The following is a 26,961-nucleotide window of genomic DNA, read 5'->3' as shown; positions in this document are numbered from 1 at the left end:
AACGTTTAAAAAGATCAGAGGAAAAGTGTGGTGAAAGCATTGTTTAAAATTTTGCTCATTGAAGATGACACCACCCTGTTTCATGAAATAAAAGAACGGTTATTACAATGGTCTTATGATGTATACGGCATTACTGACTTTGGAAAAGTGATTGAAGAATTTACAGCCATCAAGCCTGATTTGGTCATCATTGATATTCAGCTGCCAAAGTTTGATGGATTTCATTGGTGCCGAATGATCCGCTCCCATTCAAATGTTCCGATTATTTTTTTATCATCGCGGGATCACCCGACCGATATGGTGATGTCAATGCAGCTTGGAGCGGATGATTTTATACAAAAGCCGTTTCATTTCGAGGTGCTTATCGCAAAAATACAAGCAATTCTCCGCCGAGTATACAACTATAATACAGAACAAATGAAGCTGAAGGCATGGTGCGGGGCGACGGTCGATTATGAGAACAATACAGTCACAAATGATAAAGGAACAATTGAACTAACTAAAAATGAACTATTGATATTAAAGCATTTGCTTGAGAAGAAAAACAAAATCGTCAGCCGGACAGAATTAATCAAAAGCCTGTGGGAGGATGAGCGCTTTGTCAGCGATAATACCTTAACGGTCAATGTCAATCGTTTGCGAAAAAAATTGGATGAGCTCGGGTTGGGACGCTTTATTGAAACGAAAGTCGGCCAAGGCTACATAGCAAAGGAAGAGGCAGCCGTATATGATTAAAAAATATATTATTGAAAGAAAGAGCTGGATCCTTCTCTTTTTATTCATGCAGCTGTTTATCCTTTTTATTTCTTATCTTGATTCAACCATTTCATTAAAGTCCGTTCTCTATATTGTCTTTTTATTGATGATTATTTTTTTCATTTTTGTCATCATCCGCTACAATAAAGAAACAAAGTTTTATAAAAGCTTGGAAGGATGGGAAAACAGCCTTGATTTAACAAGTATAGCGAATGCTGAAAGCCCTTTTGAAAAAATGATTGAACAGCGGATAATAAACCAAACGAAGCTTTTGAAACAAGAGGCTTCGCAAAATCGAATTGCGCTCGAGCAGGAAAAAGATGAATTGCTGTCATGGATTCATGAAGTTAAAACACCGCTGACAGCGATGCATTTAATCATTGAACGATTAGATGATGAAGTTATCAAAGCACAATTGACATATGAATGGCTGCGCATTCATCTGCTGCTTGACCAGCAGCTTCATCAAAAACGGATTCCTTTCATGGAAAATGATTTATATATTGAAAATGTTGCACTGGAACCACTCATTTTCAAAGAGATAAAAGCTTTGCAATCATGGTGTATGCAAAAAGGAATTGGGTTTGAGGTCGAGCTAGAGGCTGCCGAAGTGCTAAGCGATGCGAAATGGCTCGCCTTTATCATGAGACAGCTGTTAACAAATGCGGTAAAATACAGCGATTCATCCGATATCATCATTCAAAGCTATCGGCAAAATGATCAGACAATGATCAAAGTGAAGGATTTTGGCCGTGGCATTGACCCGAAGGATCTGCCGCGTATTTTTGACAAGGGCTTCACATCCACGACCGCACATCAGGACAATGCCTCAACAGGCATGGGATTATACTTGGCGAAAAAAGCCGCCGAAACATTGCTGATAGATATTAAAGTAGAGTCAAAGCTTGGAGAAGGAACGACTGTTACCTTAACCTTTCCAAAGAAAAATGAATTTGTCCGCATTACAAGCATGTGACAATTTTGTCACATGCTTTTTCATTTTGTTCGCTGAATCGAAGGAAAAATACAAGAAGGACGATTATGATAAAAATATCAAGGAGGGACGCGATATGTATATTTTAGAGGCAACAAAAATTTACAAAAGCTATGGAAACAAATTTAATAAACAAGAAGTGTTAAAGGGATTGGACATTCGTGTCGAAAAGGGAGAATTCGTCAGCATCATGGGGGCATCCGGCTCAGGGAAAACGACATTGCTCAATGTTCTATCCTCTATTGATCAAGTCAGCCAAGGAACGATCAAAATAGAAGGAAAAGACATTGTAAGCATGAAAGAAAAACAACTGGCTGAATTCCGCAAAAGACATTTAGGATTCATCTTTCAAGAATACAATTTGCTCGATACACTAACAGTGAAAGAAAACGTCCTGCTGCCTTTATCCATTACAAAAACAGCAAAAAAAGACGCGGAGCAAAAATTTAATGAACTAGCGACAGAACTAGGAATTTATGAGATCAAAGACAAATATCCGAATGAAATTTCCGGCGGCCAAAAACAGCGCACTTCAGCAGCAAGGGCATTTATTCATGAGCCGAGCATTATTTTTGCCGACGAACCAACAGGCGCCCTTGATTCAAAGTCGGCATCTGATCTATTAAACAAGCTGCAAAAATTAAATCAAAAACGAAAAGCCACCATTGTTATGGTCACCCACGATCCGGTTGCAGCAAGCTTCTCAAGCAGGGTCATTTTTATAAAAGACGGACAAATTTATACCCAATTAATAAAAGGGGAAGAAACAAGACAAACGTTCTTTCAGCATATTATGAAAACCCAAGGGGTATTAGGCGGGGTGCAAAATGAGCATTAATCAGCTGATTTTCCGTAATTTGAAAAAAAATCTGAAAAACTACTATTTATATGTATTTGCCTTAATGTTTACAGTAGCCCTTTATTTCGCGTTTGTCACATTGCAATATGATCCGTCAATGGATGCAACAAAAGGCTCGATTAAAGGGGCTGCTGCCATTCGAACTGCATCCGTATTATTGATTGTCATTGTGACTGTCTTTCTCTTGTATGCCAATAACATCTTCATTAAACGGCGCAGTAAAGAAATTGGCTTGCTACAATTAATCGGCATGACAAAAGGGAAAATATTCCGCATTCTTACGGCTGAGAATTTTATCATTTATTTCAGCTCATTATTCATTGGAGTCTTTATTGGATTTGCCAGCTCCAAATTATTCATTATGATTTTGTTTAAAATTACCGGTGTCAATGCCATTGCAACGCTTACTTTTTCACCTAATGCTTTGATCCAAACAGTGATCGTTTTTAGTGCGATTTATCTTTGTATCATGCTGTTGAATTACGTATTTATTAAAAAGCAGAACATTTTATCTTTATTTAAAGTTGCTTCCACTACAGAAGTAAAAAAAGTATCCCTGTTGGAAATGATTATCGGGATTCTCGGCATATTCTTCATCATTATAGGCTACTATATTTCGTCTAAGTTATTTGGCGGCGATTTTACTACGATGAATGAGCTATTCCTTGCGATGATCTTTATACTAGGATCTGTCATTATCGGAACCTATTTATTTTATAAAGGGTCTGTCAGCTTTATTTTTTATCTCATTAGAAAAAAGAAGGATGGTTATTTAAATATTCATGAGGTACTATCTCTTTCATCGATTATGTTCCGAATGAAGTCAAATGCTTTATTATTAACGATCATTACAACCGTCTCTGCTCTTGCCATCGGATTGTTATCTTTAAGTTATATTTCCTACTATTCATCGGAAAAATCCGCTGAAAATTATGTCGCCGCCGATTTTGCTCTGACGAATGCGGAAGATGCAAAGCATTTTAAAGAAGCATTACATGCGCATCACATTCCATACAGTGAAAAAATGATTGATGTGATCCACGCAAACATCAATATGGAGAAAATATTAGATACAAAGCTGAAGGAATTGAAAGTTGACCCGGCATCCATGCCTCTCCCAATCATTAGTGACGACGATGTAGAAAAGATCAATCTGTCTCCAGATGAAACTCTTTTTGCAGGGTATAACGATATGATGCAGAAGTTTATGCCGCTGAAAAGTTCCGGTCAAATCGAATTAAAAGGCCGGCACGAAGTCATACCGCAAAAATATTTAGGTTTACAAAAGGAATACTACATTTCCTATTTTTTCACAGGCGGCGGCCTGCCTGTTGCCATTGTCGACGAAACGATATTTGACCGTTTACAAAAGGACATGGACATGAAACCGTCTGTTCATATAGGAATTGATATTCAAGATGAAGCTAAAATACAGGAAGCTAATGAAATCTTTCAAAAAACGACGTTTAGCGGCAATCATGATTCACGGCTCGCCATGAGCAGCAATCAAAAACGATCTATGGGGCTCAGCATGTTTATTGTCGGCTTTTTAGGTTTAACTTTTCTGATTACATCCGGCTGCATTCTTTATTTCAAACAAATGGATGAGAGCGAAGATGAAAAGCTAAATTATACCATTTTAAGAAAACTCGGCTTCACACAAGGCGACTTGCTCAAAGGAGTTCAAGCCAAACAAGCTTTTAATTTTGGGATTCCTTTGATCATCGGGCTTTTCCACAGCTACTTTGCCGTTCAATCCGGATGGTTTTTATTCGGCACAGAGCTCTGGACGCCAATGATTCTCGTCATGCTGCTATATACAGCTTTGTATTCGATTTTCGGCTTTCTCTCCGTACTTTATTATAAAAAAGTAATAAAAGCGGCTCTTTAATATTAAGGAACTGTCCAAAAAGTCAGTATAAGTTGACTTTTGGGAACCCCCTCTTTATTAAAAAAACCGCCCGTGTGAAAAACGGGTAGCTTGTTCAACTTTATAGAAAAATATAAGCCTCAGCTCCCCACAGGGTGTCTGAGGCTTATATTTCATTATATGAATAACCCCCGAAATCCTCCCAAATCTCAAACCGTAAAAAAATAAGAAAATCTGCACCGCTCGGCAATCAAGCTTTTATTTGGATACGACGGAAAAACGTTTATTAATGTGCTTACGGTTTTCAATTTCATCTACAAGTGCTATCGCATAGTCTCTATAACTGATGTAGCTTTGGCCTTCAGAGTTGACAGCAAGCACATCGCCTGAAACTTTATATTCACCTGTGCGCGGACCTTGCGGATCAAAAAATGCAGCTGGGCTAATATAAGTCCATTGAATCCCTTCAGAGTTTTCAAGATCTTGCAAATTTTGAGCTGAGCTTTTTGCTACCGGCAAATATTCTTTCGGAAAATCCGGCGTATCAAAGAGGCGGGTTGTTTTCGCTTCATCGACAAACAGGCTGCCCGCTCCTCCTACAACAATAAGCCGCGTATTAGGCGCTCCTTTCAAGGCATTGATTAATACTTTTCCTGCCTCCACATGTTTATGCTCTTCACCAGGTGCAGTGCCAAATGCATTTACAACAACATCAAAATCTTTTATATCCTCTGATGTAATATCGAAAATATCCTTTTCAACAGCTGGTACATCAGTCACTTTAGAAGCATTGCGGACAATAGCCGTAACATCATGTCCTCGTTCCTTTGCTTCCTTTACTATTAAACTTCCTGCTTTTCCCGTTGCACCAATAACGGCAATTTTCATAAACAATTTTCCTCCCTTTATGTAACTAATTCAGTTACAAATTATATGTAACTATTATAGTTACAAATATAAATCTCTGTCAACTTATTGATTGAAGCTGTCATCCGGAAATCATTGCCTGCCGACCTGTTTGACAAAATTTCAAATTTGTCACTAAAATAGTGACAAATGGTGGTGGAAACTTATGATTAACAGCCGTTTAGCAGTGGCGATTCATATTATGATCTTAATAGCATCAAATCCCCTTGAGCATATGTCTTCAGAATTTATTGCCAAAAGCGTCAACACGAATCCCGTGGTGATCCGGCGAATTACAAGCATGCTCAAGAAAGCGGGACTATTAACTTCCCATGCCGGCAGAACCGGAGCAAAATTAACAAAAAACCCTGAAGACATAACACTTTTGGATATTTTTAAAGCGGTCGAACCGAAAGATGAATTATTCGCTATTCACGAAAATCCGAACCCCAATTGTCCCGTTGGAAAAAACATTCAATCCGCCCTGGACAGCACATTTACGCGCGTTCAAAAAGCGATGGAAGACGAGCTGTCCAGCCAATCCCTAAAAGACGTAATGGGCCATTTCTTACAATAAGAATGGCCCATAAAAAATGAAGCTGTAGTTATTTCCTCTTTTTCGGCACTTATGACCGTTTCGCTGTTTTGAATAAGGTGAATGATTCATTTTTACTTTCATTAGTTTGCACGCATGCAGGGAATCTTTGAAATCGATTTTATTCCTCCATCAAGTGCTTGATTTCAAAATAAAAAGCATGGATAAATTTTTTCGTATTGATTCGTATAGACGATGCAGCTGCAGGCCGATCGGCTTTTAATTCCTCCATTTTTTGACGAACAGCAATGAAATCAAAAAATTTGGATGAGTAATTTTCAAACTTTGGATGGATGAAGTCTGTGAGCCCAAGTGACGCTAAGTTGTTCAAGGAATGATAGATCGCCCTCCGCACACGTTGTTCAGACGCTTTAATTTCCCTTTTCAGCTCCTCTTCACTGGCTCCTTCTCCAAGCTTCTTCAACGCAATATTTCTAAATATCTCCTTTAATGAAGGAAATCCGCCGGCAAATGTTTTCTCTTGTTCGTAATCATATAAAAACTGCATGATTTCAATGAGATCTTTACTGCCGCTTTCTCCGGCAATGCCTAGTTCTGAAAGGAGGAATCGTGCACTGGCAGAAAGAGAATTTTCTTTATAAGGATTTACATTTTGCTTTAGAAGATGATCAACGTTCATAACACTATATAAAGAGTGATGGATATCCTGAATGGTTTTTTCCAAACATATATGACCCATCACCTTCTTTAAGATTGACAATACTTCAATTTTATTAATCGGCTTCGTTATATAGTTTTCGATTCCGTATTCATAAGCTTGGCCGATCATATCCTTTGATTCCACCTGCGATATCATAACAATTTTCCCTTTAAAAATCGGCTTGATTTTCTTAATCGTTTCAATGCCGTCCTGAACGGGCATTAACAGGTCAACTAATAAAATATCGACTTTCTTCAAATTTAAAAATTCACCGCTAACATCAGCACCGTCTGCTGCTTCACCGACGACTTCACCAAGTTCCTCGTCTTCAATGATATGCCATAGCATAGTACGAATTGACTCATCGTCATCTATTATAAAAAACCTCATAAAATCACCTTTTCTGGGTTAAATTTCCAATTGGCAGACGAACGATAAATGTTGCCCCTTTGCTATCTTCCTGATGCTCAAATTTTACTTCCCCGTTAAGCTTTTCGGCCAATTCTTTCACATATGAAAGCCCAATACCTGTTGATGAATTGCCCGTGCTGTCGAATTTCAAGGTGAATCCTGGTTTAAAAATAATATCTTTATATTGATCGGGAATTCCGGGACCATCATCATGAACGCGTATTTGGAGCCAATCATTTTCCCGCTCCACTGCAATTTCAATGCTGCCAGTTCCTTTGATGGCCTCCACTGCGTTAGCGACAAGGTTATTCACAATGGAAATAAACGTATACACATGATACTCAGGATGTGACCCATTATATGCAATACTGAATTCAATGTTTTTCCCCAACAGCTCAGCATACTTCTCATGTGTTCGAACAATGATTGATAAAAGTGATCGGACATCTAAATAATCAAGGGAGCTTTCTTCTGAAATTACTTTTGAAAGTCCAGACAAAATGCGTTGATTATCTTTTTTGATCTCATGAACCTCGCCGGCAATCCTCAAGGCATGCCGTGAAAGCTCCTCCAGCGACAGCCTTTTCTTCCCTTTCCTGATCTCCTGCAATTTTTGATACAGGTTGTAAGATTGCCTCGTAATTTCCTCAGCATCTTGAACGGATTTTTTTAATAGCACCGACTCTTCGTAAAGGTTCGATACAAGTATGATCATATGTTCATTTCGTTTTTGAATCTCCGCTTCCCTTAGCTTAGATTCATGCAATTTTATCATACTAAATAAACCGATCACAAAAAAACTTCGGAATATGGCAATAATCATAATTTTATTAAAGGCATCTAAAGTCATTACCGTTCCAATCATAATATTTTCAGCGAGTAGCTCGACAATCCCGGCTGCCAATTCTATCACAATCCCCAAAAGGCCGATCACCCATGGTCGATTGTAAAATCGGTGAATTCTTAAAACAGAAAAAACAAGCGCATACGTGAAGTAATAGAAAAAATAAGGAGAATTTGTATGAATGGAAGCCATCCAATCAACAGATGTAAGGGATATCAAATCGAGAAGAACCCGAAATGTCACAATTGATAAGCCTGCAAGAACACCACATATAACAGCTGGTACCTTTCTCAGCCACAATAAAAAAATAAACAATGTTGGAGGTCCAAAACTCACCCGATAAACTTCATTAAATGGATAAAATTTAATTTCGCCAGCGAGCGGAACCAAAATGATCATTGCAACCAATAATTGAAGTTCTTTTTTTTCAAGAGAGTGCAAGTTCAATATTACCACAACCTTGTTATAATGGTTCCTCTTAAAAAATTGAATAAAAGTTAGAATTTTAAAAACGAAGTAAATAATCAATTTGTAGAATTTTGTAGATTTATCGTCTGATCTTGTAGTTTCAATTTTAAATTAGATGAGATAACTCGTAAGCGCTCTCGCAAACAACTCTACTAATTATTATAGCTTATTATTTCGACGAGTAATCATTTAAAAGATAATGATAATCAATTTTGTCATCCATTCGTTTTGGAGGCAATTATAAAAGAAAAGAGGTGCTATGATGAAAAGAATAAGCTTGGCTTGGCAAATTTTAATAGGTCTTGTACTAGGTATTGTTGTTGGTACTATTTTTTATGGTAACCCAGATGTTGCGAAATTTTTGCAGCCAATTGGGGATATATTTTTACGATTAATTAAAATGATCGTCATTCCAATTGTTATTTCCAGCTTAATTGTCGGTATTGCAAGTGTAGGTGATACAAAAAAACTCGGAAAGCTTGGCGGAAAAACAATTTTGTATTTTGAAATTATTACAACTGTCGCCATTATTGTCGGACTTTTAGCAGCTAACATTTTTCAGCCTGGTTCCGGCGTCGATATGAGCTCATTAGAGAAAACAGATATTCATAGTTATGTCGATACGGCAGAAGCAGTTGAAAGCCACGGAATAGCTGATACATTTGTCAACATTGTTCCACCAAACATTTTCCAGGCATTTGTTGAAGGAAATATGCTGGCGATCATTTTCTTCTCTGTATTTTTCGGACTTGGAGTCACAGCCATCGGAGAGCGTGGAAAACCGATCATTGCCTTTTTCCAAGGTACAGCTGAAACCATGTTCTGGGTGACGAACCAAGTGATGAAATTTGCACCATTTGGTGTGTTTGCCCTTATCGGTGTGACTGTGTCTAAATTCGGTATCGAATCATTGGTGCCGTTGGGTAAATTAGTAATTGTCGGCTATGCAACAATGTTATTCTTCGTTGTCGTCGTTCTTGGATTTGTTGCAAAATTAGTCGGTCTAAACATTTTTCACATCATCCGTTTACTTAAAGAAGAGCTTATCCTTGCCTATTCAACCTCAAGCTCAGAAACAGTTATGCCAAGAATAATGGAGAAAATGGAGAAATTCGGATGTCCAAAATCCATTACAGCATTTGTCATTCCAACAGGTTATTCCTTTAATCTTGATGGTTCAACCCTATACCAAGCATTAGCAGCACTGTTTATAGCACAAATGTATAGTATTGATTTGTCCATCGCTGATCAAATTTCATTGGTGCTTGTATTAATGTTGACCTCAAAAGGAATTGCAGGCGTTCCAGGCGTTTCATTTGTTGTACTGTTGGCTACGCTGGGAGCAGTAGGCATCCCGCCTGAAGGTCTTGCATTTATCGCAGGTATTGACCGTATTCTCGATATGGCTAGAACAGTGGTCAATGTCATTGGAAATTCATTAGCCGCTGTCGTTATGTCTAAATGGGAAGGTCAGTTCGATGTTGAAAAAGCTATTTCATATATCAATTCTTTTAAAAATAATAAGCAATCCGCAGCTTAATATAACCGATATAATTCCAAAAACTTTGCAATCAAAAAGCCGGAGTGGTTATGATACCCTTCCGGCTTTTGCTATAGATTGAAGATAATGATTTCAACAGCTTTGTTAGATTCATTCGTAAAAGATGATACTTCTGATCTTGATCGTTTTCTACATAGTTAAACGTTAAGAAAAAACAGAGCGTATTTTCCATCATTTCTGTCATTTCCTATTATTTCTTTATCTTTGTTTGTTCCAAAGTGCAATTCTTTCCCAAAAAGCTTTTCGCATGTAGAATGATTTTTCACAGGAATAAGCAGACAGCTCAAACTCGAAAAAAAGGTGTCACCTATAATGATTATTAAATAAAACTTGAAACTGTTTCCAAATTCAAGTATTATATAGAAAGACTTAGAAATAGGCACGTTTGAAAAAGTGAAAATTAATAATTTTATAGTGGACGGATGTTTATTTTCTTGTTGTCTTCAACACAAAATCACAATAGCCGAATCTGAAATAATTGGTGTATCGCTTAATTTTGCAAAATTACCATAAAACAACTTCTTCGTTTATTAGAGAGATAGAAACTTAAAAAACTTTGAACATATTTTTAAAAAGATAAATCAGGAGTTCCATTGCTTTCAATTCATTTCAGATTAGAAAAACCGTAAATTAAATTTATGGTATCTTAGGCTATTTAACTTATATAAGTTAGGGCCTTTGTTTAATCTAATTTTGAATAGTGGACGTGGTGAGCCGTCCGCGATTGCAAAAGTGAGCATTGCCTTATTTGCGCCATTTGCAAAAACACCACGTCCACAAAAGTTAAATCTCAAGGGAGTACTGTTTTCATATCTCTAATCTCCTAATGATTATTTTTCTTTTTAATACTAATATCTATAAAATTGTTGATAACGTTTGCAAGCAAGGAATCTCCAATTACACAAAACCATTTGTTTACCTTTTCCCTAATTCATCAATTAATTTTAATAAATTAGGATCTTCTATATAATTTTCTATAGTGATAATTCTTTTGTTTTTATGAGATAATCTTGCTCTTTCTAATAAATCTTTATGAACGACGATAATGTCAGTGTCTTCTGGAACATCCTCTATTCTATAATGTTTTACTTCAATACCGTCAATATTTGCTTTTTGCAGTCTTTTTCTAAATGTGGTTGCACCTAATGCACTGCTGCCGGCACCTGCATCGCAAGCAAATGAAATTTTACTTATTTTTGTATTAGACAGTTCATTAGATGGATTTAAAATTTGTTTCCCTTCAGATTTCATTGCTTTTGACTTTTCGATTGAACTTGTAAAATCTTCTTCATCTGTTTTTTTATCAAACTTTAATATTATTGCAGTAACGATGAAGGATACTACCGCAGCTACGATTACACCTGAAATGATTCCTAGGAAATTACCTTTAGGGGTTAAAGCTAAATAAGATATTATGGATCCCGGACTAGGTCCAGCTACAAGACCCGCATCGAAAAGATAAAAAGTTGTAATACCTGACATCCCGCCGGCAATCATTGCTAAAATTGTTAATGGTTTCATTAATACATATGGGAAGTATAACTCATGAATGCCTCCGAAGAAATGAATTATTATAGCACCCGGAGCAGTCCGCTTAGCAGCCTTTTTGCCGAAAAAGCTAAAAGCTAATAATAATCCAAGACCAGGTCCTGGGTTTGACGCAACGGTAAAGTAAATTGATTTTCCTGCTTCAAGCGTTTCTTGCATACCTAAAGGATAATATATTCCTTGATCAATGACGTTATTTAAAAACAATACTTTAGCTGGCTCATTAATAAGAGATAATAATGGTAAGTACCCTGTATCCACTAGAGATTTAATAGCGGATGAAACAACATTATTTGCCGCTTCAATAACCGGTCCTATAAAATAAAAGGAGAAAATCATTAGAAAGAAGCCTAAAATACCAATTGAAAAGTTATTAACAATCATTTCAAATCCTGCAGGTATTTTACCATCTATCAATTTATCAAATTTCTTTATAAGCCAGCCTCCCAAAGGACCAATAATCATCGCGCCTAAAAACATTGGTATATCGGATCCAACTATTAGCCCTATGGCTCCGATGGTACCCATTACAGCGCCCCTTTGGCCGGCAACCATTCTCCCTCCTGTGCTTGCTAAAAGCAAAGGCAATAAATACTTGATTGCCGGATCAACTATACTAGCAAGATTCTCATTTGGAAACCAGCCAGAAGGTATAAACAAAGCTGTTAATAACCCCCATGCAATAAAAGCTCCAATATTCGGCAAAACCATATTGGTCAAGAATCCTCCAACAGCTTGGATGCGTGCACGAAAAGATGGGGTTTTGGCTTTAATTACATTTTCCATGTATAACACCCTTTCTTCATATCAATATTTATAGAAGAAATTTCTATACTTTTTTGAAAAAAAAGATGTTTAAATTTTAAATTTAATCAAAAAAACATTTTTTATTCTACCATTTTAATAACATTCATTATTTCTTCTTCATTGCTTGAATTTCTAAACTTATTTACAACATCTTCATCAATTAGTATAGAAGATAAGTCGGATAGCAAACCTAAATGACTTGAATTGTCTTCAGCCGCTAAGACGATAATAATATTCACTTCTTTTCCCTCTGGGAACTGCACGTTGTTTTGTAATTTCAAAAAAGAAATGCCTGTTTTGATTACTCCTCCTTCGTTTCTTGCATGCGGCATGGCAATTCCCGGAACAATTACTATATATGGACCATTTTTATTGACATTATCAATCATATCTTGAATATATTTAGGAGTAATATTACCTTTTTTTAATAAAGGATCGGAAGCAACTCTTATAGATTCCTCCCATGAAGATACTCTATTCAAGAAATTTATATTACCTTTTAAATATTCACTTAACACACCGTTTCACCTTTCTTCATGATTCTATTTACACTACCATTTCTGTATTTTTAGTTGATAATAAATTTCTTTAATTTTTTCTCTAATTGTTTTATTTTCTAACTCTGTAAAATGTAAAATGGCTTGTTCGATCCCATTTTCACAAATGTAGTTTTGCAAAATTACAGACTCTTCATCATCAGGGTTATCGAATAAAAATGCAGCAGCAACGGCAACTGATAAATATTCTATTGAAAGTCCTAAATCAAAAAGTTCTCTAGTGGGTTTAATTAATCGTTCATTATAGCCCAGTTTGCGAATCGGCGATCTTCCTACTCGCAAAATCGAGTCGCTAATATTTTTGTTTTTAAAGCGCTTTATAATTCTTTCAATAAAATCACTCATATCTTTTGGGTCCATATTAAATTTCCTTAAAATATATTGGGAAGCTTCATTTAGCGTTTCCCGTACAAGATGTTCAATTTTTGCATTTCTCAAAGCGCTCTGTATTGTAGATTCTCCTGCTAAAAACCCAATATAAGCAGTTGCCGCATGACCCATATTCACTAAATATAATTTTCTTTCAATATAAGGCTGTAAATCTTCAACATAGATTGCGTTTTTTATAATAGGCGAATCTGCATTAACGATTTCTGATTTGTTAATGATCCATTCATAGAACGGTTCTACAAGAACACTCTCACCCCCTTCGCTATGTTTTGATAAAGCTAGGCGATCAATAGCTGAATTAGGAAAGCCAACAAAAGTACATATATTTTCCATTTCTTTATTTGAAACATATCTCTTTATCTCACGTTTCAAACTGGAAGAAGCGTTAATTGCATTTTCATTTGCGATAATGTCGATCTTCTTTTTATTTTCTTTTGCTCTTTTCAAAAGGCCTTGAGATAATATATTAGCTATTTTAGGTATGTTATTGATGCCGACAGATGTTGTAATTAAATCTGCATTCACAATAGCATTGATCACTTCTTCTTCTTGTGTTACACTGTTTAATGCTGAAACCGGAGAGATAGTCTCTATCGTATGATTATCATCTAATATCTCAACCTGATAACTATTGTAATTGTTAAATTTATCAACCGTTTTTTGATTTATATCCACGAAACAAACTTCATACCCAGTTTTGTTTAATAAGTAACCAATTAAACCTTTCCCTATATTCCCTGCACCAAAATGCAACGCTAGCATAATATTATCTCCCTTTACAATACTTAAAACTCTTTATCAAAGAATATCCAATCCAGCGAAGCTATTAACTTTTTACTCTAAATTCGCGTGATATTGCCAAAGACTAGACATATCAATATTTTGCTCTCTAATCATCATTAAGGCTAACGCGTCGCCTAATAACAATAAGCTTTGTTCAAATAAGCTTGTCATTGGTTGTACAGATTTCACTTCATTTGGCAGCTGTAGTTTTGTACCTACTGGTATCCTTACGAAACAATCTGAATACTCATTCATTGAGCTATTTGGATTTGCACCTATATGAGCAACTTTTGCTTTAAATTGCTTTGCCTTCTTTGCAATGATTAATGGAAAAGCCGTTTCTCCGCTTCCCGATCCCACTATCAACAAGTCTTTTTCAGTTATTGCAGGCTCAGTGATTTGGCCGACAATATAAGTTTTAATACCAAGATGAGCTAATCGTTTAGCGATAGCTTTCAAAGATAATAGAACTCTTCCAACCCCGACAAAAAATACTTTATCTGCTTTTTTTATCTCGATTAACAATTTATTGACTTCATTCATATCAATTTGGTTTAAAGTAGTGGTGAGTTCGTTTGTAATTTCCTTTACAATATCATAGTAATTAACCATTATTTCCCCTCTTTTCACAATAAACCTTCTATGATGCATTTTTCCATCGCTTTTTTATTCTCAGCTAAACTTTTGTCTCGAATAAATAAGCTTGTACTCCCGGCAACTAGTATGTCGGCCCCAGCTTTTACTAAGCTTGGTATTGTGTCTAAAGATACTCTGCCATCAACCTCAATATTTGTATCCAATTCTTTTTCTTTTATTAATCGCGCCAAATCTTCTACTTTTTTTATTGCATAAGAAACTTGCTTTTCATTTTCATCAGTTGCAAAGCCTGGATTGATTAACATTAACAAAATGGTATCGCACTGCGGCAAAATATAATCCAGGACAGACAGGGGAGTTGCTGGGTTGAGTGCTAAACCTGCTTTAATTCCATTGTTTTTTATTAAGTTAATGTATCGATCAATATGAGTGCTCGTTTCATAGTGAAATGATATTTGTTGTACATCAATTTTGATCATCTCTTGTATAAAAAATTCATTATTATTGGACATAATGTGGACATCAAAATTCATATCAGTTATTTTTCGTAATTGCTTAATAGTATCTATTCCCAATGGCATACTAGGGCTAAAGTGTCCATCTATAATATCAATATGTAAAGTATCCAGTCCTTCTTTCTCAATTTCTTTTACACTTTTTTCTAAATTACATAAGTCAGCACACATTATAGAAGGTGCAATCGTTATTTTTTTATTATTTTGCATGTTTGTGCCTCCATTTGCATGTGTTTGCATGTTTTCCTTTATTATAAAACGCATACAATGAAAAGTAAAGCATGTTTTTGCGTTTTCATGCCATTATTTGCGCGAATGCGTTTTGATCAATTGTTGAAATTATGATAAACTATAAGAAAGACTTAAAGGAGTAAAGTCACTATGCTAAAGGAAGAACGTCAACAAAAAATCTTGCAGATTTTAAATGAAGAACATAAAGTTATTGCAAGCGATTTAAGTAAACGCCTGTCAGTTTCGGAGGATACAATTCGAAGAGATTTAAAGGAGCTTGATAACCGCGGACTTATTAAAAGGGTTCATAGCGGAGCTTTGAGGATAGGGCCTCCTGTTGTTGATTTTTCAACAAGGCAGCACATGTTTAATGAAGTTAAAATTAAATTAGCTAAAAAAGCTTTATCCTTTATAAAAGAAGACATGGTTTTATTAATTGATGGAGGAACGACTAATTTACATCTAGTAAACCAATTACCTTTAACATTAAAAGCCACCGTCATTACAAACAGCCCGCCAATCGCTATGGCTCTGACTAATCATCAACATATTGATGTTATTATGATCGGCGGAACTTTATTCAAACAATCAATGGTTAATTTAGGAATAGACACTGTCGAATCTTTAAGTAATATGAGAGCAGATTTATATATCATGGGAATTTACAAAATTGATCCTTATATAGGAATCAGCGTCCCAAGCTTATCAGAAGCATTAGTAAAGCGGAAAATGGCTTCCATCTCTTCTGAAATATTAGGGATGGCAACATCTGATAAATTAAGCACTGTTTCCAATCACATTGTATGTCCTACTAAAGATTTAACATACTTAATAACAGAAAATATTAGTCCTAACATTAAAAAGATATATGGCAGCCAACAAGTAGTGGTGGTTGATTGATAATGCATTAACAAATTTGATAATCAGCAGTTTGATGAGAAAAAACGAGGGTAAATGAAATCAGATTCAACAAGCCGCTGGTATTGCTAATATATACCATATTGCTAAATTTCGAAGACCGCTTGGTTAATTCCAATTTAATTAAAAGAGGATAGTCTTCCTTCAGGGTAGACTATCCTGCAAAAAATCATGTATCTTTGATGATTGATTAAGCCGTCAAATCCCCTTTAACCCGTTCCGAATAAATTGGATCGTGTATTCCATTTCTTTCTCGTCATCCCATGGATAGTCCGGCATGACCAAAAAGCGGGTAATGAAAAACCCAACGATCGCGTTAATCGTTAAACGAATGACAGTCTCGGTGGGAAAATCACCTATTTGCCCATTTTGTTTAAAATGGTTGACAACTTTTATAAACTGAGGCAAAACTTTTTCAGTAAAAACCGCGCTAAATTTTTCTTGAATTTCTGCATGGAACGCTATTTCCTGAAAAAAAATTTTTAACAATGGGACATTGTTTTTGACAAATTGATAGCGGTTGCGGATGATTTTCCTTAACAGATCTTCAAAATCATCAAGTCGTTGATCCTGGAAAACTTCATTGATAAACCTTTCAGCAAATAAGGGAACGGCAAATTCTATAATGATCGGTGAAACGATGGATATCAGCAAATCTTTTTTTGTTTTGTAATGGCGAAAAATCGTTCCTTCCGCTACCCCGGCTCTTTTCGCAATTTCGCTCGTGGATGTCGCAGCATACCCTTTTTCGGCGAAAATTTCGACTGCCGCTTGAAGAATTTTTGCCTGCTTCGGCGTTAAATCTTGATTCGCTGCCTTCATGAACTCGTCCATAAAATTTTTCTGGTCCATACACTTTCCTCCTTATTTCTCTCTTTTATTGTTATAACCTGCGATGTTTTTTCAATGCAAATATATTTAAGACATAGAAAAGCAGCGCAAAGCCGAACAATATTAGCAAATCCTGCCAAAGATCGACCAAGTCTTTTCCTTTAATCATGATTTCTTGAATGGCGTCCGCTCCATAAGTAAGCGGCATAAATTTACTCAACACTTGCAACCACTCTGCCAATGTCTCCAAGTTAAAGATTCCCGAAAAAAATGCTTGTGGAATGATGACAATCGGAATAAACTGCATGATTTGCAGCTCATTATTTGCAAAGGCTGATAAAAGGGTAGCAAGCGCCAGCGCAGTGATGGCTAATAAAAATGTAACTACTAACAGCTGCCAAAAATCCCCTGCCATCCAAATATCAAGTACATATACGCAATACGTGACAATAACGAACGATTGAATAATCGTGAATAAGCCAAATCCTAGCAAATAGCCTGTTACAATCTCCCATCTTTTAATCGGCGTCGACAGCAATTTTTCTAATGTTCCTTGTGTTCTTTCCCGCAAAAATGAAATACCGCCTAGCACAAAAACAAAGAAAAAGACAAAAAAACCGATTAGTACTGAACCCGTCTGATCAAAAAGATTGATTTTGTCAGAGCCATAATAATATTCGACATCAGGCTGAATATTTTTTTGGTCTGACAGGGAGCTGAAGGCGGTTTGAATCACCTTCATAACCGCTGAATTGGCTGTCGGGTCGCTTCCTTCCAGCAAAACATACGGAACATGATTTTTTATCGTTATAAATGCATCTAAATCCTCTTTTTGAAAAGCCTCCTTCGCTTCACTTTCGGACATGTGAACAACATCTTTCTCCAATTCATTTTGCAATACTTGCTCAAGCGGCGCCGGTATATTTTCTGCTGCTATTTTCGGTTCGTATGGGTCGCCGTCTAATACAAGCCATACAAGAGTGATAACTAAAAGCGGCGCAAAGATCAATAAAGCAATCGACCGTTTATCCCTTAACAGCTGTCTTATAATTCGGATGACAACAGCTCCTATTCTCATTTCTCATTCCTCCCGTATGCTAAAAATGCTTCTTCAAGTGAATCGACCTTTTGGTTTTCTTTTAGCTTTTCCGGCGTATCACAAGCAATGATATAACCGTTTCTTAGCATGGCCAGACGATCACACTTTTCCGCTTCATCCATGACATGTGTCGTAACTAAAATGGTCATCCCGTTGTTTTTTAGTTTTCTTAATTCACTCCATATCGATTGGCGAAGCACTGGATCGATTCCAACCGTCGGTTCGTCTAAAATTAATAGATCCGGTTTATGCATGAGCGAAGCAGCTAGAGACAACCGCCTTTTCATCCCACCTGAAAAGTCCTTGACAACTTTATCCATATGATCAGTTAAATCGACAATTTCCAAAACTTCCTGAATCGCTTTCTTCCGTTCTTGGCGTTTTAGCCCGTAAATAGCGGCTATAAATTCCAGGTTTTCTTTCGCGGTCAACTCCTGATAAAGAGCATCCGATTGCGCCATATAACCGATTGATTTCATTAGCTCGAGTGAAGGAACTTTTTGATCTTTGATGGAAATTTTCCCTTGATCTCCCTCTAAAATTCCTGTGATCATTTTGACCAACGTCGTTTTCCCAGAGCCGGATGGACCAAGAAGCCCGAAAATCTCTCCCTCATTTACGTCCAAATCAATATTTTTTAGCACTTTTTCCTTCCCAAATGAAATCGCAGCTTTACGGACAATAATCATTGAGGCCATTTTTTCCCTTCCTTTCGTACAAAATGAGTGAGTACTCACATACATTATAGTTGTGCAAATGAATTTTGTGAAGTGAGTAATCACTCATTTTTTGTAAATGATAGAAAAAATTTTTTAAACAGATTCGGCTTTAATAGTTATCGTCTTAAAAAAGCTGACCGCTGCGGATTTATACAAAAAGCAACAATAAGCATCTGAACTAGAAAAAATCCACACAAATTGACTGAGGAATGAACATCAGAAGATGCGCTTTTTTGCACAAATTATGCCCATTGGAGAAATCGGGGCAATCGGTTAGCTATTGGCTCATTAGGAGTGTTTTACAGGAACGACTAGATGAAGATAGCCTTGTTATTCGTTCCTTAGAAGAAATTAAACAAGCATTTTTAGTTATTTTACATAACGATTAAAGGAGATTTTAGATACAATACACATTCAATAAAAATGGTTGAAGTGATACTATATGGGCAAGTGGTACTGTAAAAACAATAATGATTGATTCAATATAATAATTCTTCTCATGCGGATTTCTGTTTACGGATAAGGCTGACATATGTGACTTTCAAATCTTACAGTTGAAAGAAGTGAAAAAGGATGAGCTTAGAGGCATTAAACAAACAAGTGAAAACCGATCTTTCCTATCTCGCCTTCGGAGGTCCAAGCTGGGTGCGAACGCTAAAAAAACCTGAAGGGCATGTCTACGATGTCGTGATCGTCGGCGGCGGCCAAAGCGGCTTAGGTGCGGCTTTCGGTCTTCTACGCGAACGGATATCCAACATTCTTGTCATTGATGAAAACCGAGAGGGCTGGGAAGGACCGTGGGAAACCTACGCCCGTATGGTGACCTTGCGAACACCTAAACATTTGACCTCCATCGATCTTGGGATTCCTTCCCTAACCTTCCGCGCTTGGTGGGAAGCACAATTCGGATCGGAAGGCTGGGAAGCGCTAGACAAAATTCCTCGGGGAGATTGGATGAATTATTTGCGCTGGTTTCGGAAAGTTCTCAATCTGCCCGTCATCAATGAAGTAAAGTTGAAGTTGATAGAGCCGACTGATGAAGGGATTCATCGGCTTCATATTGAAGGAACGGGTGCACCATCTGACATATTGCTCGCACGAAAGGTTATTTTAGCCACGGGAATTCAAGGCGGCGGCGAATGGCATGTTCCTCCTTTCATTGCTGAAAAATTGCCGCATCATCTCTATGCCCACTCCTCAGAAGCAATTGATTTTAAAGCACTACAAGGGAAAAAGATCGGAATTTTGGGCGGCGGCGCATCTGCCTTTGATAATGCCAATTTTGCCTTATCAGAGGGTGCGGCCGAAGTTCATGTCTTTGTCCGCCGCAAGAAATTGCAGCGTATCAATCCGATCCGCTATATGGAAGTTTCCGGTCTAATTGAACATTTCCAAGCTCTATCGGACGCTGATAAATATGCAATCATCGCTCATTTCTTTAAATATAATCAGCCGCCGACCAACGATACCTTCGGACGCGCAGCCTCATGGCCCGGTTTTCACCTGCACTTAGGAGCACCATGGCTTGATGTTGAAGCTGCAGATCAAGGTGCAGTAGTGACCACACCTCAGGGCAAGTTCACCTTCGATTTTCTGATCATCTGCACCGGACTCGTCACTGATCCTGCTTTGCGTCCGGAGCTGAAACTTGTCGAAAGCCACATAGCTCGTTGGGGAGACCGCTATCATCCCCCGAAGGAGTTGGCCAATCCAATGCTTGATGCCCATCCTTATCTCAGCCCTGGTTTCGCTTTTATAAGCCGCGATGAAAAGGGCAAAAAACTTCTGTACGGACTTTTCGCTTTCAACTATTCGGGTTTGATCAGCTGCGGTATTACGGCAGCTGCTCTTTCCGGCTTGAAATACGGGATACGCAGGCTCGTATCTGAAGTAGCAGATCAGCTTTTCTTAGATGATCGTGAAAAGATATTGAAAGACTTCTTTTCCTATAACGAAATCGAATTTGTCGGGGAATGGACTAAAAAGGAGTAAGGCTTTAGAATAACCGTTGGTGGTGTGGGGGCTGTCTCAAGTTGATTTTTCAGCTAAGAGGCGCCCCTTTTTCAAATAAAAATAACGTTTATATTTTTTTCGGACAGCTGTTTGCATGGAATTTATGACCGGAGAAAGCAGCCTTTTAACACTCTTTAAAAATAAATAAGGTGAATCGAATCAAAGTTCGATCCACCCAATTAAATTTTTTCAGTTTCCTTCGAACAATTAATGGACCACGGCTGGACCAATTAATGCTGCTGGTTTTTCCCCTAAAGCCAGCTTGCTAATGTTTGTATAGCTAATATGTTTATATGATTGCAGCAATTGTTTTAATTCCGGAAATCTTTTATCTTTTTTTAGTTTTTCGATTTCCTGATGATAGATAGACAGCACATAATCATCCTGAAATTTCGGTTGGAATTTACCTGGGTTTTCATCCATTAGTAAAGAACCCATATATTGATATCCATATTGTAATTGACGAGTCAAATGGACGATATTTAAAAATTTACGATAAATAGTTGGTGTTGTTGCCTTTAAGTTTTCGATAGCGGTTTGTGCATTTTTCAACTCATCGTAACTAGAGTCTATTATCACACTATATCATTCCTTTGTTCCGTATTAATCCCACGGTTTATTCAGTGAAAGTCTGGACACGAGTTCTTTATTTTGTTGTCTTTTTAACTTGCGAATGCTTTCACGTTCTTTTCCTGTTTCGTAGAGATATTTTTCTTCCTCTGTTTCTGGAATAATAGGCGGTACTTCCAACGGTCTTTTATTCTCATCCAAGGGAACAAAAGTGAAAAATGCAGTAGCTGCAATTCTTCGTTTCCCAGTTTCTAGATCTTCTGCAATCACTTTACAGAAAATCTCCATGGATCTTTTACCTGTATAGCTAACAAATGATTCAATACAAACCGAATCACTTACCCGGATCGGTTCAAGGAAATTAACGGAGTCGGTCGACGCCGTAACACATTCCTTTACCCTTGTATGTCTGCGGGCGGAAAGCGTCGCACATGCATCCATCTTCTTCATTAAAACTCCGCCAAATAATGTATGATAATTGTTCAAATCATTAATGAGCACTTGATCTGTTTGAACAACACGTGTTTCTTTAACTTTTTTTGCTTCCATCATGATCACCTTACGTATAAAAATACTTTTGAAGCGTACGCTTCATCCGTATTAAAATTTTTACAAAGAGAATTATAATATAGCTGGTTTGCAAAGATACAATGCCAATCCTATATACAATTCATAACAAAATAGTATGGAAGCGCTCTTTAACCTAAACAAAAAACCACCCGTGTGATGAGCTGTCCCCAGTCAAGTAGACAGGAATAAAAAAGCACATATAGAAAAATCCCTCCATAATAGACAGATGAACAGGCTTTCTTTTTCCTGTCTACTATAAAGGGATCGTATCATTGAGCTTGGTCGTGTGTTACATTCTATTCCAAATAAACTTTTATTTCATCATTTGCTTTATCAATTCTCGGTTGAGTTCTTTAAAGATTTCGTTATGGGATGATACCATGCCAAATTTATCAGCCTTAGGTTCAATAAATTGTTTAGCGCTATTTACCGCATTTGCGGCATCCTGAAAGGCCCCCGCAATCAAATGCAATTTCCCATCGTATTTTAGAATATCCCCCGCTGCATAAAGTCCCGGTACAGAAGATTCGCTATGGGCGTTGCCCGCAATGTAGTGATTGTCAATCATTTGAATTTTCAGCTCGCTTTTTTCCAGCAAGGAGGAATCGCGCTCATAGCCATGATTCACAATTACTTCATCAATCGGTAAATAGGTGATCTCTCCTGTTTCACGGTTTGTTAGCTCAACTCGTTCAATCCGTTCATGGTCCTCGCTGGCAATCAATTTGGTAATCGTTGTATGAAAATAACAAGTAGCCGAGCTGTTTAGAAGCTGCGTCACCTGCGATTCATGACCTTTTAACATCTCCCCTCGATACGTCAAATACACTTTTTTAGCAATCGGCACTAATTCATTCGCCCAATCAATAGCCGCATTGCCTCCTCCTGAAATGATGACCGTTTTATTTTTGAAGAGCTTTAACGATTTCACTGTATAATGCAGATTAGCCACCTCGAACTTTTCTGCACCCTCGATCTCCAGTTTTTGCGGCTTCAATATACCGCTTCCCACTGCGACAATGACCGTCTTGGAAAAATGCTGCCGTCCAGAAGCGGCCTGCAATATAAAAGTGCCATCTTCCTTTCGTTTCATCGATTCAATCTTTTCATTTAGTACCACTGTAGGATTAAATGTTAATCCTTGCTTGACAAGCTGCTTAATTAATTGTTCTCCTGTAATCGGTGCATGTCCTCCAACATCCCAAATCATTTTCTCCGGGTAAACATGAAGCTTGCCGCCCAATTGCGGCTGATACTCAATCAGCTTTGTTTTCATTTCCCGCAATCCGCTATAAAATGCCGCATACAACCCCGCTGGTCCGCCGCCAATAATCGTCACATCGTATAATTCGTCATGTTTCATCTATTTCCACCTCTCCTAGAACTCAGGAAATGATTATCATTCTCAATTAAATATACATTGTTTTTACCTCTTTTACAACGAATAGTGATTGACTATTGAAAAAAATGTTTACACCATATAGAGCTCGTATTGTTTATGGACGGTCGGACCACTGTCTCGCATTCGCACAACGAGAGCAAGTCCCAGACGGTTCCTAACCGTTGGAAACATCCGTCTTTCTTCAAGCTATCTATGAAAATCGTTTGTAGATGCAGGAAAGCAACGGACATCTAGAACCTCTATCTATTCTTCATGAAAAGATAGCGGCCGCTTCCACGAACATATGAAACATGATATTCATATGAATCCTTCCTAGCCCCTGCTTAAGTACAAGAGACGGCTCCACACAAAAAAGACACTTTTTTCTTGTTTCTGCTTCAAGTAAAAAAAGCTTCCTTTCATAAAAGGAAGCCTTCTTATAGTTGACTCAATCGGATTTAGAATCCTGGCCGGGATTAGCCGTCGACAGCTTTTCTTTTGCAAATCGTATAAATTCCTGCGCAATCTGTGATAAGCTTGCATCCTTTCTCCAAATCATTGCCAGATTCCATTCGATTTCCGGATTAGTGACGGTGATCGTTTTAAAATCATCTGTTAGTTCTATACACGTACTTTCAGGCAGCAAAGTAATACCTATATTGTAGGCAACCAATTCTTGAATAAACTCCAGTTGTGATGTTTCCGAAATAATTTTCGGTTGAAAACCGGCTTCTTTACAAGAATTGATGACAAGATTTCTTAGCACAAAATCCCGGTCGAACATAATAAAGTCCTCTTTTTTTAGCTCCTGCAAAGACACTTCTTGTTTTCCCGCCAGACGATGAGACGAAGAGACAACTAGTTTTAATTTCTCATTCACAAATATAATACTGTCAAGATTTTCATTTTCCTCAGAAAGAACAACGACCCCAAAATCCAATAAATTATTGAGAACCTTCTCTTCAACTGGTTTGGAACCATCCTCTTCTAGTAGGAAAATCACCTCTGGATATTCTTCATGAAACGATGCAATCAATTTTGAGAAGAAAATGGAATTCGTAATCGTAGGTAGCCCGATGCGAATTTGTCGTTTTCTTTGCATAAACATTTTATCTAGTTCTGCATCCAATTGCTGCAACTGATTTTCAATTTTTAAAGCATGTTTTTTTAAAATACGGCCTGCATCCGTCAATATCAGCTTTTTTCTAGTACGTATGAAAAGCGGTGCTCCAATTTCATCCTCCAATGATTTGATAATTCTACTGAGAGCAGGCTGCGTAATGAACAGGTTCTCAGATGCAGTGGTAAAATTGCCGGTACGTGTAACCTCAAGAAAACACTTCAATTGTTTAATTTCCAATTGAATCAAACACCCTATTACATTTTAATGATAATAAAGTTTACCATACTTTTCACTTTAGCGCTTTAAATTTGTTTTATCAAATTGACGAAGCATAAAACCTTGATGTTCTTGTTAGGATTAGGAATATATTCAATGGGAATCAGAAGCATTTACTTTAAAAGGATCAAAATGGAATCCCGAAAAAAATTTATTAATACTTGGCAAGCTGTACTAGGAAGCGCTATCGCAATGCCTTTATGCTTTTCTCTTAATAGCTTTAATAGTTGATAAAATGTCTTATCAAGTCGAGCCTCTACCTTTATATTTTCACTAATATTGTAAATTTAATCCCACTGGCTCTATCCTGAATCCTGTTTACAAAACGCTTTTCGAATACTATCAACCTTACGAATATTTTTTTGAATTATCATTTTCCTCTTTAAACCATTCATTTATAGATCTTGAATCTTTTTCTCTCCATTCACTTTCGCAGTGTTCTTAATTAAATCCCACCAAATAAAATTTCCTTTCTACTGTATACGGCATATTTGTTTATCGGAAGCCTCACTTGCCGTAAAACCGTGATTGACATGATATGTTTTAATATTTTTAATAAACACCGCCAGACATACACATATCAAAACCATCATACAATCCAATAGAGAATGCTTACTGTATGATCCAAAGAAAAGGAGCGTATTTCATGGATAATCCAACTCGGAATCATCCAGCGTATGGAAATGTGCCGCAGCCGATAAGGGACGATGGTGCCGGTGCGACCGATTTCTGTCCGCGTGACGTCATGCGGGACCTTGAAAACCCCGATATGTTCGTTCCGCCGGCTACCGATGCCGGAACAATCCCCAACTTGAAGTTTTCTTTCTCCGACACTAATATGCAGTTAAATCACGGCGGCTGGTCACGGGAAGTAACAGTTCGTCAGCTGCCGATCGCGACCACGCTTGCGGGGGTGAACATGCGTCTGACGCCGGGCGGTGTTCGAGAGTTGCATTGGCATAAGCAAGCGGAGTGGTCCTACATGATCTTGGGCCGGGCACGAATCACAGCGGTCGACCAGAACGGGAGGAATTTTATAGCCGATGTCGGTCCAGGCGATTTATGGTACTTTCCCCCAGGTATTCCCCACTCGATTCAAGGGTTGGAGGAAGGCTGTGAGTTTCTGCTTGTCTTCGACGATGGCAACTTTTCCGACCTCGATACCTTCTCCATCTCCGATTGGTTCGCACACACACCGAAGGACGTGCTAGCGGCGAATTTCGGTGTACCGGAAAGTGCCTTCGCTCATATTCCGACGGAACAGCGATATATTTTTCAATCGAAGGTGCCCGGCCCTCTGGAAAGTCAAAAAGTGCCGGATCCTTACGGTACTGTTCCAAAGAGCTTCACACACCGGCTGTTTGCACAGAAGCCAATCGTTACCCCGGGCGGGACGGTGCGCATAGTCGATTCCACTAACTTTCCCATTTCAACTACGGTTGCAGCCGCGCTGGTAGAAGTCAAGCCGGGCGGAATGAGGGAAATGCATTGGCACCCGAATAACGACGAATGGCAGTATTACCTCACGGGCACAGCGCGTATGACGGTATTTGCAGCAAACGGCAAGGCTCGAACCTTCAATTTCCGGGCTGGTGATGTAGGATACGTACCGTTCGCTTTTGGACATTACATTCAAAACACTGGTGACCAAAGTCTGTGGTTTCTGGAGATATTCAAAAGCGACCGTTTCGCCGATGTGTCACTGAACCAATGGATGGCGCTGACTCCTCGGGAGCTGGTAGAGAACAACCTGCATGCAGGTCCGGAACTGATGAATGCACTGCGGAAGGAAAAATGGCCGGTCGTTAAATACGATGGGAACTAACGGCAAATAGGAAATTCCTAAACAGATGGGAATTATTTTGTACTTTCGCTCAGTCAATTACAGTTGCTAAAAAAACAATAGTTATAAAGAATCACTTCATTTGATACGATCCCCTCATAGTAGACAGAAAAAAGAAAGCCCATTCATCTGACAATTATAGAGGAGCTTTTTCTATGGGGAAAATACGAAAAACCTATGATGTAACGTTGTGGATTTATATTTGAAAGAGGACATGGGCTACAAAACGGTGGCGAAAGAATTAGCGATTGATCATTCCATGGTC

24 protein-coding genes are annotated in these 26,961 nt (G+C 37.8%); 9 read left to right on the top strand and 15 right to left on the bottom strand.

Translation table 11 applies throughout. From position 1 onward, the window contains the following. Positions 1 to 39: 39 nt before the first annotated feature. The 4 genes from NSQ61_RS16230 to NSQ61_RS16215 all read left to right on the top strand — a co-directional run bounded on the left by NSQ61_RS16230 (position 40) and on the right by NSQ61_RS16215 (position 4,500). On the top strand, positions 40 to 735 hold the full coding sequence (locus NSQ61_RS16230; RefSeq protein WP_117016918.1) for a response regulator transcription factor: 696 nt from the start codon (positions 40 to 42) through the stop codon (positions 733 to 735). Continuing rightward, positions 728 to 1,732 carry a sensor histidine kinase gene (locus NSQ61_RS16225; RefSeq protein ID WP_063389122.1) on the top strand — a complete coding sequence of 335 codons (1,005 nt, stop codon included), beginning with the start codon at positions 728 to 730 and terminating at the stop codon, positions 1,730 to 1,732. Before NSQ61_RS16230 ends, NSQ61_RS16225 begins: the two co-directional genes overlap by 8 nt. Positions 1,733 to 1,826: 94 nt before the next feature. Beyond that, entirely contained in the window at positions 1,827 to 2,588 is a 762-nt protein-coding gene (locus NSQ61_RS16220; RefSeq protein WP_117016894.1) for an ABC transporter ATP-binding protein, read from the top strand. Continuing rightward, positions 2,578 to 4,500 (top strand): ABC transporter permease, encoded by a 1,923-nt coding sequence (locus NSQ61_RS16215; protein ID WP_340807562.1) that lies wholly within the window; start codon positions 2,578 to 2,580, stop codon positions 4,498 to 4,500. Before NSQ61_RS16220 ends, NSQ61_RS16215 begins: the two co-directional genes overlap by 11 nt. 237 nt (positions 4,501 to 4,737) lie before the next feature. Here NSQ61_RS16215 and NSQ61_RS16210 read toward each other — a convergent pair whose 3' ends face one another. Next, complete coding sequence (locus tag NSQ61_RS16210; protein ID WP_094244775.1) at positions 4,738 to 5,367, bottom strand: NAD(P)-dependent oxidoreductase; 630 nt, start codon at positions 5,365 to 5,367, stop codon at positions 4,738 to 4,740. 184 nt (positions 5,368 to 5,551) lie between these two features. On the opposite strand from NSQ61_RS16210, the gene NSQ61_RS16205 reads away from it, so the two are divergent. Further along, complete coding sequence (locus NSQ61_RS16205; protein WP_063388285.1) at positions 5,552 to 5,962, top strand: Rrf2 family transcriptional regulator; 411 nt, start codon at positions 5,552 to 5,554, stop codon at positions 5,960 to 5,962. Positions 5,963 to 6,101: 139 nt separating this feature from the next. Here the strand turns inward: NSQ61_RS16205 and NSQ61_RS16200 are convergent, their stop codons facing one another. After that, positions 6,102 to 7,031 carry a response regulator gene (locus tag NSQ61_RS16200; protein ID WP_340807559.1) on the bottom strand — a complete coding sequence of 310 codons (930 nt, stop codon included), beginning with the start codon at positions 7,029 to 7,031 and terminating at the stop codon, positions 6,102 to 6,104. Between the two features lie 4 nt (positions 7,032 to 7,035). Beyond that, positions 7,036 to 8,343: a sensor histidine kinase gene (locus NSQ61_RS16195; protein WP_340807557.1), complete on the bottom strand. Its 1,308-nt coding sequence runs from the start codon at positions 8,341 to 8,343 to the stop codon at positions 7,036 to 7,038. A 283-nt stretch (positions 8,344 to 8,626) separates the two neighbouring features. Between NSQ61_RS16195 and NSQ61_RS16190 the strand changes: the two genes are divergently transcribed. Then, a complete protein-coding gene (locus NSQ61_RS16190; RefSeq protein WP_340807555.1) occupies positions 8,627 to 9,904 on the top strand; it encodes a cation:dicarboxylate symporter family transporter in 1,278 nt (425 codons plus the stop codon). A 936-nt stretch (positions 9,905 to 10,840) separates the two neighbouring features. Here NSQ61_RS16190 and NSQ61_RS16185 read toward each other — a convergent pair. The 5 genes from NSQ61_RS16185 to NSQ61_RS16165 form a co-directional block, all read right to left on the bottom strand. Beyond that, the gene (locus NSQ61_RS16185; RefSeq protein WP_066251470.1) at positions 10,841 to 12,259 is read right to left on the bottom strand and encodes a PTS mannitol transporter subunit IICB; all 1,419 of its coding nucleotides are present in this window, start codon (positions 12,257 to 12,259) and stop codon (positions 10,841 to 10,843) included. A gap of 101 nt (positions 12,260 to 12,360) precedes the next feature. After that, complete coding sequence (locus tag NSQ61_RS16180; protein ID WP_066251473.1) at positions 12,361 to 12,798, bottom strand: PTS sugar transporter subunit IIA; 438 nt, start codon at positions 12,796 to 12,798, stop codon at positions 12,361 to 12,363. A gap of 33 nt (positions 12,799 to 12,831) precedes the next feature. Continuing rightward, positions 12,832 to 13,989 carry a mannitol-1-phosphate 5-dehydrogenase gene (locus NSQ61_RS16175; protein WP_117016899.1) on the bottom strand — a complete coding sequence of 386 codons (1,158 nt, stop codon included), beginning with the start codon at positions 13,987 to 13,989 and terminating at the stop codon, positions 12,832 to 12,834. Between the two features lie 72 nt (positions 13,990 to 14,061). Continuing rightward, on the bottom strand, positions 14,062 to 14,622 hold the full coding sequence (gene hxlB, locus NSQ61_RS16170) for a 6-phospho-3-hexuloisomerase (RefSeq protein ID WP_066251479.1): 561 nt from the start codon (positions 14,620 to 14,622) through the stop codon (positions 14,062 to 14,064). Positions 14,623 to 14,636: 14 nt separating this feature from the next. After that, positions 14,637 to 15,332, bottom strand: coding sequence for a ribulose-phosphate 3-epimerase (locus NSQ61_RS16165; RefSeq protein ID WP_066251481.1), 696 nt, complete (start codon positions 15,330 to 15,332; stop codon positions 14,637 to 14,639). Between the two features lie 171 nt (positions 15,333 to 15,503). Between NSQ61_RS16165 and NSQ61_RS16160 the strand changes: the two genes are divergently transcribed. After that, complete coding sequence (locus NSQ61_RS16160) at positions 15,504 to 16,253, top strand: DeoR/GlpR family DNA-binding transcription regulator (protein ID WP_066251483.1); 750 nt, start codon at positions 15,504 to 15,506, stop codon at positions 16,251 to 16,253. A gap of 216 nt (positions 16,254 to 16,469) precedes the next feature. Here NSQ61_RS16160 and NSQ61_RS16155 read toward each other — a convergent pair whose 3' ends face one another. The 3 genes from NSQ61_RS16155 to NSQ61_RS16145 are packed head-to-tail and all read right to left on the bottom strand — an operon-like array spanning position 16,470 to position 18,899. Then, on the bottom strand, positions 16,470 to 17,123 hold the full coding sequence (locus NSQ61_RS16155) for a TetR/AcrR family transcriptional regulator (protein WP_340807552.1): 654 nt from the start codon (positions 17,121 to 17,123) through the stop codon (positions 16,470 to 16,472). Between the two features lie 31 nt (positions 17,124 to 17,154). Further along, entirely contained in the window at positions 17,155 to 18,180 is a 1,026-nt protein-coding gene (locus tag NSQ61_RS16150) for an ABC transporter permease (protein WP_339193672.1), read from the bottom strand. Beyond that, positions 18,177 to 18,899, bottom strand: coding sequence for an ABC transporter ATP-binding protein (locus tag NSQ61_RS16145; RefSeq protein ID WP_339193674.1), 723 nt, complete (start codon positions 18,897 to 18,899; stop codon positions 18,177 to 18,179). The genes NSQ61_RS16150 and NSQ61_RS16145 overlap by 4 nt, the downstream gene beginning before the upstream one ends. Before the next feature lie 594 nt (positions 18,900 to 19,493). Here NSQ61_RS16145 and NSQ61_RS16140 point away from each other — a divergent pair. Beyond that, the gene (locus NSQ61_RS16140; RefSeq protein ID WP_340807550.1) at positions 19,494 to 20,912 is read left to right on the top strand and encodes an NAD(P)/FAD-dependent oxidoreductase; all 1,419 of its coding nucleotides are present in this window, start codon (positions 19,494 to 19,496) and stop codon (positions 20,910 to 20,912) included. Between the two features lie 228 nt (positions 20,913 to 21,140). Here the strand turns inward: NSQ61_RS16140 and NSQ61_RS16135 are convergent, their stop codons facing one another. The 4 genes from NSQ61_RS16135 to NSQ61_RS16120 all read right to left on the bottom strand — a co-directional run bounded on the left by NSQ61_RS16135 (position 21,141) and on the right by NSQ61_RS16120 (position 24,814). Further along, positions 21,141 to 21,512 (bottom strand): hypothetical protein, encoded by a 372-nt coding sequence (locus NSQ61_RS16135; RefSeq protein WP_340807548.1) that lies wholly within the window; start codon positions 21,510 to 21,512, stop codon positions 21,141 to 21,143. Positions 21,513 to 21,536: 24 nt separating this feature from the next. Further along, positions 21,537 to 22,052, bottom strand: a complete 516-nt coding sequence (locus NSQ61_RS16130) for an acyl-CoA thioesterase (RefSeq protein ID WP_082829614.1) — start codon at positions 22,050 to 22,052, stop codon at positions 21,537 to 21,539. A 334-nt stretch (positions 22,053 to 22,386) separates the two neighbouring features. Next, on the bottom strand, positions 22,387 to 23,436 hold the full coding sequence (locus tag NSQ61_RS16125) for an NAD(P)/FAD-dependent oxidoreductase (RefSeq protein WP_340807545.1): 1,050 nt from the start codon (positions 23,434 to 23,436) through the stop codon (positions 22,387 to 22,389). 466 nt (positions 23,437 to 23,902) lie between these two features. Further along, positions 23,903 to 24,814, bottom strand: a complete 912-nt coding sequence (locus tag NSQ61_RS16120; protein WP_066251505.1) for a LysR family transcriptional regulator — start codon at positions 24,812 to 24,814, stop codon at positions 23,903 to 23,905. Between the two features lie 685 nt (positions 24,815 to 25,499). Here NSQ61_RS16120 and NSQ61_RS16115 point away from each other — a divergent pair. Next, on the top strand, positions 25,500 to 26,678 hold the full coding sequence (locus tag NSQ61_RS16115; RefSeq protein ID WP_340807543.1) for an oxalate decarboxylase family bicupin: 1,179 nt from the start codon (positions 25,500 to 25,502) through the stop codon (positions 26,676 to 26,678). Positions 26,679 to 26,961: the final 283 nt, after the last annotated feature.

Source organism: Aeribacillus sp. FSL K6-1121 (genome assembly GCF_038003725.1).
GTDB lineage: Bacteria > Bacillota > Bacilli > Bacillales > Aeribacillaceae > Aeribacillus > Aeribacillus composti.
Note: the sequence above shows the minus strand (reverse complement) of the source record. Positions and strands in the feature narration are given on the sequence as shown.

Excerpts from the sequence above, each read along its gene's own strand:
- NSQ61_RS16215 (WP_340807562.1), top strand. The coding sequence starts at position 2,578 with ATGAGCATTAATCAGCTGATTTTCCGTAATTTGAAAAAAAATCTGAAA.
- NSQ61_RS16205 (WP_063388285.1), top strand. The coding sequence starts at position 5,552 with ATGATTAACAGCCGTTTAGCAGTGGCGATTCATATTATGATCTTAATA.
- NSQ61_RS16150 (WP_339193672.1), bottom strand. The coding sequence starts at position 18,180 with ATGAGAATAGGAGCTGTTGTCATCCGAATTATAAGACAGCTGTTAAGG.
- NSQ61_RS16175 (WP_117016899.1), bottom strand. The coding sequence starts at position 13,989 with ATGCTAGCGTTGCATTTTGGTGCAGGGAATATAGGGAAAGGTTTAATT.
- NSQ61_RS16165 (WP_066251481.1), bottom strand. The coding sequence starts at position 15,332 with ATGCAAAATAATAAAAAAATAACGATTGCACCTTCTATAATGTGTGCT.
- NSQ61_RS16210 (WP_094244775.1), bottom strand. The coding sequence starts at position 5,367 with ATGAAAATTGCCGTTATTGGTGCAACGGGAAAAGCAGGAAGTTTAATA.
- NSQ61_RS16160 (WP_066251483.1), top strand. The coding sequence starts at position 15,504 with ATGCTAAAGGAAGAACGTCAACAAAAAATCTTGCAGATTTTAAATGAA.
- NSQ61_RS16225 (WP_063389122.1), top strand. The coding sequence starts at position 728 with ATGATTAAAAAATATATTATTGAAAGAAAGAGCTGGATCCTTCTCTTT.
- NSQ61_RS16140 (WP_340807550.1), top strand. The coding sequence starts at position 19,494 with ATGAGCTTAGAGGCATTAAACAAACAAGTGAAAACCGATCTTTCCTAT.
- NSQ61_RS16115 (WP_340807543.1), top strand. The coding sequence starts at position 25,500 with ATGGATAATCCAACTCGGAATCATCCAGCGTATGGAAATGTGCCGCAG.
- NSQ61_RS16145 (WP_339193674.1), bottom strand. The coding sequence starts at position 18,899 with ATGGCCTCAATGATTATTGTCCGTAAAGCTGCGATTTCATTTGGGAAG.
- NSQ61_RS16130 (WP_082829614.1), bottom strand. The coding sequence starts at position 22,052 with ATGGAAGCAAAAAAAGTTAAAGAAACACGTGTTGTTCAAACAGATCAA.
- NSQ61_RS16190 (WP_340807555.1), top strand. The coding sequence starts at position 8,627 with ATGAAAAGAATAAGCTTGGCTTGGCAAATTTTAATAGGTCTTGTACTA.
- NSQ61_RS16155 (WP_340807552.1), bottom strand. The coding sequence starts at position 17,123 with ATGGACCAGAAAAATTTTATGGACGAGTTCATGAAGGCAGCGAATCAA.
- NSQ61_RS16200 (WP_340807559.1), bottom strand. The coding sequence starts at position 7,031 with ATGAGGTTTTTTATAATAGATGACGATGAGTCAATTCGTACTATGCTA.
- hxlB (WP_066251479.1), bottom strand. The coding sequence starts at position 14,622 with ATGGTTAATTACTATGATATTGTAAAGGAAATTACAAACGAACTCACC.
- NSQ61_RS16220 (WP_117016894.1), top strand. The coding sequence starts at position 1,827 with ATGTATATTTTAGAGGCAACAAAAATTTACAAAAGCTATGGAAACAAA.
- NSQ61_RS16185 (WP_066251470.1), bottom strand. The coding sequence starts at position 12,259 with ATGGAAAATGTAATTAAAGCCAAAACCCCATCTTTTCGTGCACGCATC.
- NSQ61_RS16125 (WP_340807545.1), bottom strand. The coding sequence starts at position 23,436 with ATGAAACATGACGAATTATACGATGTGACGATTATTGGCGGCGGACCA.